The sequence below is a fragment of the Paenibacillus radicis (ex Gao et al. 2016) genome (assembly GCF_014641555.1).
Lineage (GTDB): Bacteria > Bacillota > Bacilli > Paenibacillales > Paenibacillaceae > Pristimantibacillus > Pristimantibacillus radicis.
Genome location: NZ_BMHY01000001.1, coordinates 1,169,044 through 1,182,273 on the forward strand (window position 1 = coordinate 1,169,044; position 13,230 = coordinate 1,182,273).

The 13,230-nt window shown below is 41.2% G+C and carries 15 protein-coding genes and 1 pseudogene; 10 read left to right on the forward strand and 6 right to left on the reverse strand.

What is annotated here, in order from left to right; genetic code table 11:
- Window positions 1–23: 23 nt before the first annotated feature.
- Complete coding sequence (locus IEX98_RS05280; RefSeq protein ID WP_188887834.1) at window positions 24–1,397, reverse strand: MFS transporter; 1,374 nt, start codon at window positions 1,395–1,397, stop codon at window positions 24–26.
- 112 nt (window positions 1,398–1,509) lie between these two features.
- Window positions 1,510–2,094 (reverse strand): TetR/AcrR family transcriptional regulator, encoded by a 585-nt coding sequence (locus IEX98_RS05285; RefSeq protein ID WP_188887835.1) that lies wholly within the window; start codon window positions 2,092–2,094, stop codon window positions 1,510–1,512.
- A gap of 246 nt (window positions 2,095–2,340) precedes the next feature.
- On the opposite strand from IEX98_RS05285, the gene IEX98_RS05290 reads away from it, so the two are divergent.
- Window positions 2,341–3,102: a Gfo/Idh/MocA family protein gene (locus IEX98_RS05290; protein ID WP_188887836.1), complete on the forward strand. Its 762-nt coding sequence runs from the start codon at window positions 2,341–2,343 to the stop codon at window positions 3,100–3,102.
- A gap of 248 nt (window positions 3,103–3,350) precedes the next feature.
- On the opposite strand, the pseudogene IEX98_RS29070 reads toward IEX98_RS05290, so the two are convergent.
- Window positions 3,351–3,919: pseudogene (locus IEX98_RS29070) on the reverse strand (MFS transporter); the annotation flags it as partial.
- A 62-nt stretch (window positions 3,920–3,981) separates the two neighbouring features.
- Window positions 3,982–4,221, reverse strand: a complete 240-nt coding sequence (locus tag IEX98_RS05295) for a hypothetical protein (RefSeq protein ID WP_188887837.1) — start codon at window positions 4,219–4,221, stop codon at window positions 3,982–3,984.
- Between the two features lie 377 nt (window positions 4,222–4,598).
- Between IEX98_RS05295 and IEX98_RS05300 the strand changes: the two genes are divergently transcribed.
- Both IEX98_RS05300 and IEX98_RS05305 read left to right on the forward strand, forming a co-directional pair.
- Entirely contained in the window at window positions 4,599–4,994 is a 396-nt protein-coding gene (locus IEX98_RS05300) for a hypothetical protein (RefSeq protein ID WP_229691972.1), read from the forward strand.
- Window positions 4,994–5,434, forward strand: a complete 441-nt coding sequence (locus IEX98_RS05305; protein ID WP_188887838.1) for an NUDIX domain-containing protein — start codon at window positions 4,994–4,996, stop codon at window positions 5,432–5,434. Before IEX98_RS05300 ends, IEX98_RS05305 begins: the two co-directional genes overlap by 1 nt.
- 69 nt (window positions 5,435–5,503) lie before the next feature.
- Here IEX98_RS05305 and IEX98_RS05310 read toward each other — a convergent pair whose 3' ends face one another.
- Entirely contained in the window at window positions 5,504–6,379 is an 876-nt protein-coding gene (locus IEX98_RS05310) for an aminoglycoside phosphotransferase family protein (RefSeq protein ID WP_188887839.1), read from the reverse strand.
- Window positions 6,380–6,580: 201 nt separating this feature from the next.
- On the opposite strand from IEX98_RS05310, the gene IEX98_RS05315 reads away from it, so the two are divergent.
- The 7 genes from IEX98_RS05315 (at window position 6,581) to IEX98_RS05345 (ending at window position 11,797) form a co-directional block, all read left to right on the forward strand.
- Window positions 6,581–7,147, forward strand: coding sequence for a hypothetical protein (locus tag IEX98_RS05315; protein ID WP_188887840.1), 567 nt, complete (start codon window positions 6,581–6,583; stop codon window positions 7,145–7,147).
- A gap of 53 nt (window positions 7,148–7,200) precedes the next feature.
- Window positions 7,201–7,806: a DUF4304 domain-containing protein gene (locus IEX98_RS05320; protein WP_188887841.1), complete on the forward strand. Its 606-nt coding sequence runs from the start codon at window positions 7,201–7,203 to the stop codon at window positions 7,804–7,806.
- 84 nt (window positions 7,807–7,890) lie between these two features.
- Window positions 7,891–8,265 (forward strand): hypothetical protein, encoded by a 375-nt coding sequence (locus tag IEX98_RS05325; RefSeq protein ID WP_188887842.1) that lies wholly within the window; start codon window positions 7,891–7,893, stop codon window positions 8,263–8,265.
- 86 nt (window positions 8,266–8,351) lie between these two features.
- A complete protein-coding gene (locus tag IEX98_RS05330; protein ID WP_188887843.1) occupies window positions 8,352–8,747 on the forward strand; it encodes an alpha/beta fold hydrolase in 396 nt (131 codons plus the stop codon).
- A 29-nt stretch (window positions 8,748–8,776) separates the two neighbouring features.
- Window positions 8,777–10,063, forward strand: a complete 1,287-nt coding sequence (locus IEX98_RS05335; RefSeq protein WP_188887844.1) for a leucine-rich repeat domain-containing protein — start codon at window positions 8,777–8,779, stop codon at window positions 10,061–10,063.
- Between the two features lie 211 nt (window positions 10,064–10,274).
- Window positions 10,275–10,679, forward strand: coding sequence for a VOC family protein (locus tag IEX98_RS05340; RefSeq protein ID WP_188887845.1), 405 nt, complete (start codon window positions 10,275–10,277; stop codon window positions 10,677–10,679).
- A gap of 233 nt (window positions 10,680–10,912) precedes the next feature.
- Window positions 10,913–11,797 (forward strand): serine/threonine protein kinase, encoded by an 885-nt coding sequence (locus IEX98_RS05345; RefSeq protein WP_188887846.1) that lies wholly within the window; start codon window positions 10,913–10,915, stop codon window positions 11,795–11,797.
- A gap of 69 nt (window positions 11,798–11,866) precedes the next feature.
- On the opposite strand, the gene IEX98_RS05350 is transcribed toward IEX98_RS05345, so the two are convergent.
- The gene (locus IEX98_RS05350) at window positions 11,867–12,916 is read right to left on the reverse strand and encodes an NAD(P)/FAD-dependent oxidoreductase (RefSeq protein ID WP_188887847.1); all 1,050 of its coding nucleotides are present in this window, start codon (window positions 12,914–12,916) and stop codon (window positions 11,867–11,869) included.
- Between the last annotated feature and the right edge of the window lie 314 nt (window positions 12,917–13,230).

Consider the following 13,230-nt stretch of genomic DNA (forward strand, 5'->3'; position numbering starts at 1 on the left):
GGTTTAGCTTTCTATTCTTGAACTTATTTCGTCCCTGTTGCTCCCACCTTAGGCAGAATACCAAGTGCTGCAACCGCTCCAAACAGGGAGAGAGCGATGGCAATCCACCATCCGTTTTGGAAAGTTTCAAGAGAGGGTGCCGATGAGGAGCTAAGGGCGATGACCAGCAGCGTCGTTCCAAGAACAGAACCAATCTGCCGGGACATGTTCACCACTGCACTGCCGGTTGATGCCTGCTGTCGAGGCAGTTCGGAGGTAGCCGATGCGACCATAATTGGTAGAGCAAATCCGTAGCCAATGCCGATTACGAGCCAACCTGGCAAAACTTGCAGCCAGTAGTTCGGCGTGGTCTGTACCGACAAGATAAACAGCAGCGGTCCTACACCGATCAGCAAAGTGCCAATTGCTGCAAGCTTATTAATTTGAATATATTTAGAAAGTCGTTGAGCAAGTATTGCTGAAGGCCATACTAAACAAGGACCTATCGTTAGAGCAAGACCAGTAGCGAGAGTAGACCAATTCCATACGTCTTGGAGATACATAATGACAGACAGGAGTTCAAGCGCAAAAGCTGCATTAATCAGTGCGGCAGCTACGTTCGACCTAGTGAATGGCCTGCTGCGAAATAAGGAAAACTCAATTATAGGGAAGGGATGTCTCCGGGATTGTAAAATGAACCACAGCAGAGTCACCGCAAATACGATAAAGCTGGCCCAGGTATACACATCGCCCCATCCCCAATCTGGCGCTTTGTCTAGCCCCAGTGAAAGTGAGCCAATAGAAATAATCAGCAAGAGACCGCCCCAAAGGTCAGGAAGCCGTGAAGCCTGATTCGGTTTATCCTTGGGAATATAGCGAAGCGCAGCTAGTATGGTAAGAATGCCAATGGGTACGTTGACCACAAAAATCCACTCCCATGAGAGCTCCAGCAAAAAGCCTCCAATAGCCGGGCCCGCGGCAGCTGCAAGTGAACCGCTGCTGGCCCATATCCGGACTGCACGTTTTTTGTGTTCGTCAGGCATGTTCGTTAGCAGCAAACCTAAGCCGCTTGGCGTTAACATTGCACCCCCGGCAGCCTGAAGGCACCGGAACATGACCAGCAGCAAGAGATTACCGCTTAGTGCTGCGCCTAGACTGGAAGCTGTAAACAGTGCTATTCCCCAGATGAATCCGCGCTTTTGTCCATAACGGTCGGCTAGTTTCCCGGCAGGAACTAACAGTGATGCATAGAAAATGGCATAACCGTTAAGCACCCAGCTGAGATTGGACAGTGAGCTTTCGCCGATGGATTGTCCGATATTGTGCAAGGCCACATTGACGATAAAAACATCCAGACTAGCCATGAATACGGTGATACAAGTGATAAACAATATGAGTTTATGTGAGCGATTGTACATTGTGTCTAACATCCTTTTTTATAAAAAATAAGAAAGATTACGTTTCACATTCTTTATTATTGAATGCTTGGTCAATAATCTGGTCTAAAAAAACCTCTGCTGGAGAGGCGGTTTAAATTAAAAGCATTTCAATAGCTGTATCCAATTGGCTTTGCAACTGCTCTTTGGGGGCTCCGGAACGCACCAGTACTCTTAACCCAATGATCGTATTTACCAGATGATTTGAGAGTTGCTCACTAGAAAGCTTCAGAATAACGGAGCCTTCTTGTTGGCCTTTTGAAATAACAACCTCAAGCATCTCCTTCATCCGTTGAAACATATGGTCAAACTCGAATTTGACGCTGCTGGATTCTGAGGAGTTCTGCAGCTCTAGCGTTGAATTTACAATCAAACAGCCATACCTGTGATCGTAATTGGAGGGAAGAAAATGCTGCTGCCAATAGCGCAGCGTCTCCAATGCGGTCGTACCATGACTCAGTAATTGCTGAAACCGTTCCAGGAAATTTGCATTGTACAGTGACAGCGACTTGCTGAATAAAGCTTTTTTATCACCGAAGGCGCCATAGAGGCTCTGTTTGTTCAGCTTGGTTCCTTTCGTTAGGATGTCATACGATGAAGCGTAATAACCATATTCTCTAAAAATGTCTATTGCGGCGTGCAGCACGGTATCATAATCAAATTCTCTTGGTCTGCTCATGGATACATCATAATCATTATGGAATGCGTAGTCAATAACTGTTTTTTTACTTTGGCGTATGATTGGGAGTTGGAGACGGGGTGACTTAGTTGTGCTCCATAATTTTTGAAAATATACGGATGGGAGCTTAGAGCGGGGGAAGCATCAATCCATTATTTGACACACAGGAACATTTGTTCTAATGTTGGAACTAGCATCTTGTGATTCCGAGAAAACATAACGTATTAAAATAAAGGAGGTTCTTATGTGATTAAAGTTGGAATATTAGGTACGGGATTTGGAAGACAGCATGCAGAGTTATATAAAAGAATGACAGGTTTTGAGGTGGGTCTAATCTATGGGCGGGATGAAAATAAATTAAGAGAAATAAATAAGACACTTAATATTGCTACCACAACAGATATATATGAAATCTTAGAAAATGAGGAAATCGACTTAGTTGATATTTGCTTACCATCTTCTCTCCATGCAAAGTGGTCAATTGAGGCACTAAAGCATCATAAGCATGTCTTTTGTGAGACCCCATTAACATACAGAATTGATGAGGCTGAAGAAATTTTAAAAGTTTCAAAAGAGTATCAAAGAAATGTATTTGTGGATTTGTTTTTTAAGTTTTCGACACCGCATCATATCACGATAAACAAAATCAAAAACGATGAGTTAGGTGAGGTGAAATCATTCCGTTCATATAATAAAACTGCTCCGAATTGGGGTAACTTAGGTTTGCAAAAAAACGTTTCCGATTTTCACATCCATAATTTTGATTTCTTGTTGGAGATCTTGGGAATGCCGAAACATCTCCTTTCAAATGGCATAGACTTTGGGGACCAATCAATCGCAATCACAACGTTAAACTATGATAATAAATTTGCGATTGTTGAGAGCTGTACAAATCTGCCTGCAAATTCTCCTTTTTATGTAGGATTTGAAGTTGTTTGCGAAAAAGGTTCTATTAAGTTTGATGCTGAATATGGGATGAACACTAGAGAAGAGTTTGTGATTTATTAAAGTGACGGGAGCAAAGAAGTGTTAGATCCCCTAATGAAGGATGATTATGAGCAAGTCATACATCATCTTAAGGATTGTTTGGACAATAACCAAAAAAGTGAGTTTCTCGATATTGCATCTGCCATTCAGGTGATAAAAATAAAGAACGCCGTACTGAAATCCTTAGAAGAAATGAAGGCGATTCACGTCGAATGATATACATATTGCATAAAAAAATAAATATCAGATGACGAAGAAGAAGTGTGGATCAACTCTATCAAAGGCTCTTTAATCTTGAGCTGCCGCCAAATAAGCAAGAGTAAGAACAAGCCGCCTAGGGCAATCAAACAGTAACTCCCAAGACCCGCCAAGGCAGCAGTCTGGCTGAAACCGTAGGTGATACAACCAAACCCGGCGGTGGACATAACAATGGATAAAGATCGACCCTTGGCTTGGTTATTTCTGTAACATTCTTTAAGTAAATGAATGCATAAATAACCGAAACAATGCGACAGGAATCACCATGTAGAACAGCCATCGCCAGTGTAAGGTGTCGATAATCAGCCCCGACAAAGCTGGCCCGATGACAGGGCGACCATGATGACAAGCCCCATGAGACCCATGGCAGCTCCCCTGCGTTCCGGAGGGTAGAGAGAAAGAATCGTATTCATCATCACATAAACATCTGGCGAGTCGTGAACCATTGCTGCAGCAGTGCGGTCACCGGTACCAGTATACCGATCATTAACATATAACCGGTTGATAGCCATTGTATGCTTGAAGCAGCAACGTTGAACTCGCGCATTAGTGCAGGAAAAGTATTGGTAAGTAAATCTTCTACCTCCTGAGAATATTCATTGCGTTCTTTTTGACACCGAATCCTCACCGTCTATCGTGTCGTTATCCCACACCATCACTTTCTAATAAGGAGTAAAAATTATCGCGGTCTTCATTATCGAATTTACCAAGCGAACGCACTCTAATAAATTCATGTCCGCCAAACATGTCGATTTCTTCGCCGTAACTATTGTAGAGAGCGATCATCATACCATCCTGATTCAGCTCCATATACCCGTAACAAGTTGTCTCGGGAGCTTCACCGTAAAAGAGTAAAAATCTGATTTTGTCCAAGCTGTTCATGCAAATCTCCTTTCCTTATTCCTTATCGATCTGAAGAATATTTTACGTGACACCGGATGAATTGGGAAAAGCGATATAGACCTGCATACTCGGAAATTCATTCCTACTTAGAAAAGATAAGGGGGGTTACCCTATTTGTCGCTCATTTGCACATTATCTCTTGACGGGATGCGATTTGGGGATTATGATAACGTGCCAGTTAACTTAACGGGGTAAATCAATTAAAATTGAACACTCATTACTTATCGTGAAAGAAGGTTAAGCAATATGGTGACAATTCAAGAGGTGGAATATGACAGGAAATCGACCTTGAAAAATCTCCTAGAGCTTTATAAATATTGATTTTACGGAGTTTGATCCTGAGGATGTAAATTAAAATGGTTTATATGACTATAAGTACCTCGATCATTATTGGACGGAAGAGGGGAGATATCCATTTTTATTCGCGTAGATGGAAAGCTACCGGATTTGCTTTAGTACGAAAGCTGGGAGTGGATAGAGACAACAAGTCCATCTATTCAATTGCTGAGTTCTTTGTAATGAAGAAATACAGACAATTAGGAGCAGGTCAAGGTGCAGCTTATGAATTATTTAATCGATTCAGCGGAGTGTGGAAAGTTGCTCAAATAGAAGAAAATAAACCTGCACAGCTTTTTTGGAGAAAGATAATTGGGAAATATCCAAATCACAGCTATCAAGAAGTTAGAGAAGCGGACTGGGATGGACCGATTCAAACATTTTCGACTGAAACTATAAGAGAGGATTGGTTATAATGTTGAAAAAAATTGATAAGCTTCCAATTGATAAACGAATCGCTGGTGTGCATTGCGTACCACTTTTAGAAGATGGTTCAATAGTCATGGTGTGGGATAAAGACGAACAAGTTTTGACGACCATTGGCGGGCGAATCGAAGGTAGTGAAAGCATCGAAGAAGAAGCGTTGAATCGTGAAGCAATGGAAGAATCGGGAATTATCTTAGAATCAAATCGAAAACCTTTTGCATCATGGTATTGGAACGAAACGGATACCTATACTATTTATTTTCTTGCCAAGGTAGATCAAATGTTTGAAATTCCAGAAGGATTTGAAAAGACAGGACGTGTTACTTTCAATTTTGAAACTGCACGTCAAATTGTAACCAAGGTTGAAGGTCAAGGAGAACGGATTCAGATTTTAAATTATGCGGAAGAAGCAGCAGAAACGTTTAAATAAGTTCTATATAAAGAAACCTCTCCTATTAAAAGAATAAACCTCCGGCGATAGTGCGGGAGGTTTCTATGTTTACTGCCGATTGTAATCCTCGATGATGGTGTCCAACACACGCTTCCCCCAGGTTGATGCTTCCGAGTCCTTCTCATTCCATGCGTAGGTGATGAGTGCTCTCCACAGAGCCCAACCGCGCGCACGATCAATGGTATCCTGATCAACGTTCATAATGCTTAGAAAGATATCGCGGCTTGTATCGTCAAAAAAATTCCATGCCATCACAAGATCGCTTGAAGGATCGCCCACGCCCATCGTTCCAAAATCGATAACGCCGGACAGTCGTCCATTTTGCACAAGCAGATTGCCTACTGCAATGTCACCATGCAGCCATACCGGAGCCGATTGGTAGCTCGTCGCAAGGGCAAGGTCCCATATTTTCGTCAGCAGTTGTTGATCGTATAGGCCGGAAAGCGTTTCGATGATCGACCTTGTATCAGGATCATATACGACAAGATTTCCCCCGCGGTGAAAATTTTGGACGCCTGCTGGTATGCCGCGACGTGCATCGATCGCCTCCAACTCTTTCAAAAATCCTGCAAGGTCTTCGGCAAATTCGTTGAGATCGCGTATGTTGCTAGGCGTGACGGTATCGCCGTCAATCCATTGGTTGACGGACCATGGAAGCGGGAATTCGTCCGTAGGTTCACCTTTTGCAATGGGAGCCGGGATCGGTAAGGACAGTAGAGGTTTGAAAATCGGGAGCCACGTCAGCTCTTTCTCAATCGCGGAAGCGTAGCGTTCATGACTCGGCAGACGAACGGTCATTTCGTTGCCTAGTCGGTATGTACGGTTATCGTGTCCGCTTTTTTCTACTGGCCTTATCGTGAGATGTCTCCATTGCGGAAACTGGCTGGCAATTAATCGGTATACCAGTTCAGTCGTAATCTCCATCTGTTCCGTACCCCTTTCCGAAAATTAGTACCTCTACCTTATCTTTTTCCCGAAATGCGGTCAATGCAAAGAACAACTATAATAATCTTTTCTCTGAAATGATAGTTTTTAGCTCCTGAAAAGAAAATACCCCACCAAAAAGGGGGCTTGGTACCAGTTCACGAATATAAGAAGAATGATAACTGAAAGAAGGTATAACAGATGGGGATTACCGTTGTATCAATTAGTGGGCCATCAGGCTCAGGTAAAAGTAGCTTAGTCAATACCATTGTTCCGCAGCTACGGAATTCCATATCACTTCATTTTGACGATTATAAAAATAGCACAAGATTCCCTGAAGATTTATCACAATGGGTAAAGACTGGCTGCAATCCAGATGAATTTGAAACTCCAAAAATGATAGAGGACCTGAAAGCTTTGCGCAATGAAAGTAAATACGACTGGGTCATTGTCGAGGAACCTTTCGGCCGTGGACGAACAGAGATAGCTGAGCTTATCGACTTTGTAGTTTGCATTGACATTCCACCGGAAATTGCTCTAGCCCGGACAATCAAAAGAGCGGCTCTTAACGTCCCGGAGAGTATTGAAACTTCAGTTTTATTAAGCAGTATTATTGAGTTTATTGATCAATACCTTCAAGTCAGTAGGGATTCCTATGCAATTGTGAATGGGAATGTAAAGAAGGATTGTAACCTTATCATAGATGGAACGAGAGACACCGAACTTTTAGCTAATGAAATTATTACCGCTATCACTCAAATGCATTGAAGAAGTAGTTGAGTATCAAATATTTAGTTCTATTGCTAGGGGGATTGATTAACATGACTACGCAGAATGTATTGAAGCAAATCGTAAAAGAAACCATTGCTCCCTTGTTTAAGGCAGCAGGGTTCAAGAAGCAGGGCAATAACTTTGCTCAAGTATGCTCTGACTTCTCTGCGACAGTGAACATTCAGTCATCGAAGTGGAATACACAAGATGAAGCTGAGTTCTTTTTCAATACAGGCATTTATATAGAGGAACTATTCGGAACAGTTCATCTATATCCGAAATCAACTTTTCCAATGGAAATAGACTCCGTTTTACGGATTCGTGGCACTGAATTAACGAAAAACGATAGTTGGTACAGTTTGACAACCGATACTAACGTTGAACAACTTAAACGAATGATAATGAAAGATATTACAGAGTATATACTCCCTCACCTTAGGCAATTTGAAAGTATCAACGATGTTATTAGAGTAATGGAGTTGCGTGAGAAAGATGGGGTTTACGATAATCCACATCACTTAACGGTACTCTACTGCTCCATAGGTGACTTGGAAAAAGCACGGGCACGCATGGCAAGAGTGTATAACGAATTGAAGCTAGACTCTCAAAAAGAGTTTGCTATAGGATTGGCTAATCGACTAGGTCTACGAGTATAATTTGAAAGCAAGAAACTACTCTATTATTATGATGTGAGCCCGAGAAGTTAGCGATACTTCAAATTCGAAATAAGAGCTAAGAGCTTGAAGAAAAAAATAAGAAAAATTAATGTGGGAGAACAGCAATACGTATTTGTGATTAACCATAAGTACAATCAAGGTGTTAGCGAAGTTTCTCTTTCAATATCATTAAAGAAACTGAAAAACAAAACCTGTTCATTCTATTTTTTTACTTGGGATGACTCAATCATAGGAAGCCCTCTTTTAGTTGGTTTCCCCTTAAAGGAGATAACGACAGGCAATATTGTTAATTTCAACTTGCATTACCCAAGAATAGTTAAGCAATTTATTTTGTATGGTTTGGGAACTGGTTGGAATGGAGCAACTAGGATAGTTTTTAATAATGGGCTGGAAATACTCAGTGAGCTAGGATACGACATTGCACCTCTAAAACCATGACAAGTACGAAATCATAAATAGGATAATATAGATTCAAAGAAACCTTACAAAGCGATAGTGGATGTTTATTATGAAGGAGCTATAAATTGAAAAGAAAATACATAAGGATAACAAAAATAAGTATTTTTATTATTGTTTTGCTTCTTGCAGTCGGATTGATTTTTCCAACATGGACACCTCGAATTGATGTTATTCTCTATTTAAAAGGAGTTTCATTATCGCAAAAAGTTTTGTTGGAGGAAGAGTCGGAAAAAAATATTACAAGCATTGTCGATAAAGTAGATATACCCGTATATTTTGTAATGGGACAATATGATTATATGACATCTGTAAACGCGGCAAAAGAATACTTTGAAGTACTGGAAGCGCCGAAGAAGGAATTTGTTATTTTCGAAAAATCCGCTCATTATCCTCAGTTTGAGGAGAAAGCGTTTTTTGCTGAATGGTTGAAAAAAACAATGGTGTCAGTCAAGATAACTTAACAATATGGTTGATCGTAAGGAGAAGAGCAATGAATATAACCAATGATTTTATTGATGAACAATTCAGAAGCTTCGTATTAGAAAACTTCTGCGAAAATCGTGAATGGATTCAAAAGAGCGATGTAGGTAAAATCAGATCACTAAAAATTGCTAACAAAAATTTCTACAGTTTAAAAGGAATGGAACACTTCGCATCGATTGAAGAACTGGATTGCTCATTTAATAAATTAACTGAGCTTGATATTAGTAAAAATGTAAACTTGATAACGTTGGAATGCGGGGCAAACAAATTAACTTCACTGGATGTGAGCAATAATTCAAATTTGAAAAAGCTGTCTTGCAGATACAACCAGCTTATCAATCTTGATGTCAGTCACAATCTATTATTAGAAGAGCTTGATTGTAATAAAAATGAGATTCATTCCTTAGATTTAACGGCAAACCCAAAATTAGAAGTGTTGGATTGTGGCTTTAACCGAATTAGAAATCTTGATGTCAGCCAAAATGCCATGCTCACTAAGCTGGAGTGTTATTGGAACATCATCTCAGAATTGAATCTCGAACAAAACACAAAATTAAGCGAACTAAACTGTAATCATAATTCAATATTTAGTTTGGAACTTGTTCAAAACTCGCGGCTTACTCACCTGGATTGCGGAAGCAATTATTTGATAAGTCTTGATGTGAACATCTGTGTTAACTTGATTGAGCTTCGCTGTGATCATAACCATTTAACAAAGCTGGATGTAAGTGAAAATACGGCTTTGCAGAGTTTAAGATGTTTTAATAATCATATTTTAAAGCTGGATATCAGCAACAATCCGCATTTATTCGAGCTTTATTGCTCTGAAAATAAAATCTCGATACTGGATACAAATCATAATCCAAAGCTGAAGAAGTTAAATTATTCAAATAATCTCATCACGGAACCTGATCATGCAGTTGAGGGTGTGGGAACCTTTCAATATGATGGTTCACTTTCTTACTATGAAACAAAACTCAGTTATCAGGGGAGCGAGCTTTCTGTTTCCGTTGATAGGCCTACCAAGGCTGAAATGAATCGGTTATCACCTACAATTAAGAAAGCCTGGGATAACTTTAGCGAGCTTAATAAAAGAGCATTAGACCATATTGCACAAATGAATCCCGATGAAGATGTGACCGAATTGGTCCTAGCTAATTTAGTATTTGAAGGGGATACTTCGATTAAGGTTGGTTACGATGCAGGTGATACTCCTGCGGGACAGCTTTACATTTATGTGGAGTTTAGTGAGAAGCTAGAAATGAACCCTGAACTCATTTATGAAACTTATTAAAGGAGTATACAGCTAGAGGTGATGCTGAATGATTGAGGAGGCTCAAAACATGTTAAAACGCTACTGACATAACGTTGTCAGTAGCGTTCTTTTATAATCGGGGATGTAATCGTAAAAGAGTGGGAAGATAAATGCGAAGCTTCGCGGGTTCTGGCCCACGATACGATACAATACGGTATTGTTTCGTTTATTATAGAAAGGATGATAGTTTATGAATTTTGCTTCTGTACGCATCATTACCGACGACGTGGATCGTCTCGTCGAGTTCTATGAAAAAGTCTTGAATGTTTCAGCGGAGCGCCCTGCGCCCGTTTTTGCTGAACTCGTTGTGCCATCATGCACCCTGGCAATCGGCCACTCCCAGACGGCGCAATTATTCGGAGCTGGTTCTGTTGTGGCGGCCAGTAATCACACTGTTATCATCGAGTTCCGCGTCGACAATGTCGAAGCCGAATACGTTCGCTTGAAGTCATTTGTGGATGATTGGGTACAGGAGCCGACCACGATGCCGTGGGGAAACCGTTCTTTGCTTTTCCGCGACCCCGACGGTAACCTCGTTAACTTCTTTGAGCCGGTGACCGAGGAAGCGATCAAGCGCTTCAGCGGTAGGCTATGACGGATAGTTAAGTGAGTTTGAACCTGTTAGAACGTCAGTGGTTTGCAGGGAAATGATCTCTCCTAAATGTCTTTACAGATTGGGGATTCGTGGTAATATTAACTTCATTATTGAAAGGAGGCGTTCTCTTATGAAAAGAAACATTATAAAAAGTAGGGCGCAATTTAATAAGGGGAAAGCGTATATGTAGCCCTGTAAACTACGTAATTCCCCAGAATTCGAGAGGGAATTGAATGGATCATCTATCTTCTAAAACAGTTGTTTTTTCTTTCAATGATGTTATTTTTCAACTTCAAGAACACCATGATTTTGAATGGTTACGGTCTCTTGGCAATGTGTTCTGTGTATTTGACCAACAAGACTCAGGTAATATCTGTTTTGGAATTGAGAAGGATGGTAAGAAAAGATTCGTTAAATATGCAGGAGCCAGACCGTTGGAGTTTTCGGGAAATCCTCAAGATGCCGTGTCGCGGCTGTCTGATGCAGTTTCATTGTACCTAGCCTTAAATCACTCGCACCTTATTCTAATGATTGATCATTTCCGAACCGATAGCGGATACGCAGTAATTTTTGAATGGTTCGAAGGTGAGTGTCTGCATTCACATTGGAACTTTGCAGAAGCACCAAAGCACACTCACCCTGATTCACCGTTCTACAAATACAAACAAATGCCAATTGAAAAACGATTGAAATCCCTAGATGCTATTTTTTCTTTTCATGCCTACGTTGAATCAAAAGGCTATGTTGCAGTAGATTTCTACGACGGAAGTATTCTTTACGATTTTGCTAACCATGTGACGAAAATATGTGACATCGATTTTTACCGAAAAACACCCGCTGTAAATGATATAGGGGAAAAATTCTGGGGGGCGAAAAGATCAAAAGCGCCTGAAGAGTTCGAGCTAGGTGCTCAGATTGACTCAAAAACCAACGTTTTCACAATGGGTGCAATCGCATTTGGTTTGTTGGGTGGAGAAATGGATCACTCATTCTCTAAATGGGAAGCAGGGAAACTGCTCTACGAGGTAGCTTTACGAGCAGTTAGTGAAGATCGTGAATTGAGATACGAAAACGTTAACACATTCAAATCTTTTTGGGATGAAGCAAAAGATTTTTAGACACATTAAGAAACTCGTACACAGTAACGGGCCATCCTGCAAAGGATGGCCCTAAAACTTGCTGTTTTCTTAGTAGTCTTTAAACCGGGAGAGCCGGCAAGGGTCTAATTCATTTCTTAAATCCCGATGGATCATTTCACTTGCAGCCAGACGCGCAATCAACGGTGACAGTGTAATCGCAGAATGCATCACTGCTAGATAAAGTCCCTTCATATGATCATGGAAGCCCACAATCGGGTAGCCGTCTTCAGGCATTGGTCTTAACCCGACCTTGATGCTTTCCAGTTCTAATTGATTCCCTCCTTTCAGACTGCGACGCAACGTCTCGAACGCTCGCTTTCCGACTGTCGCTGGTCCGTTTTCCTCCGATTCGTCAATATAATCTTCCGCTGCCAGAAGCGTATGCTCCGTCGGTTGACGCGCTTCAAACTGCGCATTGGAGATTAATGTGCGTATCAGTTTATTTGCAGTTTTCATTCGAATCAGAATGGAAGGCGATGGCTCCACTGGAACGGGAAAACCTAACGGGTTGCAAAGTCTGGGTACACCCATACCTGCAGCTAGTACCACGATATCCGACTCCACAAAACCTTTGGATGTATGAACACCGACCAAGCGGGAATCTTCCTGCTGCAGTTGTGTAACATTGGTATCGAACTGAACCTTTGCTCCGTATTCCTGTGCTTTGCTCAATAACAATTCCGTTAACGCTATCGGGTCAACCGCACCTTCCTCACTGGCAAATATCGCTTCATTCGGATAGTCCTGCAGATTCGGTTCCATTTCCTCGATCTGCTGTCTGTTTAATTTTTGTAAGCGGTGCGGTTCTCTTAGTGCAGGATCACCCCAAGTCAGCGCTCCGTGCCATTGAATAAACAGTTCGGGCAGCTCTTGCTGAAGCACATGATATTCTTCCACAGCAGCATCATACAAATGCCAGTATTCGGGGGCCACACTATGCGTTGTATGGATCCAAGCGAATGATTTTTCCGTGACTTCAAGCGCCGAGGCGGGGTGTCGTTCAATAACGGTTACTTCTTGATTTTGTTTGGCCAGCTGATAAGCTATGGAAGCCCCGACAATCCCTGCGCCAATAATTACGATCTTTTGTTTTCTCAATGATTACTCCCCCTGTCCATTTTATTGTAACATGGACCTCATGATAATCCTCTGACCTAAAGATTAAGAAGGAGTTGGTGGAAACACTATAGAATTTACATGAAGTATGATTAATGAAGTGAATTGCCAATTCACAAATTGGAGGTTATAAATTGAGCAAAAATGCCGCAAATGAAAAGCTCCACGCAAAGTCTATATTATAACTATGGCGGTTGTTTGTGTGGAGCAAAATAAAATAATCGCCTATTTTCTTTCTAGCTTGTAGGGGGAAGCAGTTTATAGTATAGGTTTTGCTACCTTAAAATTTATTCGAA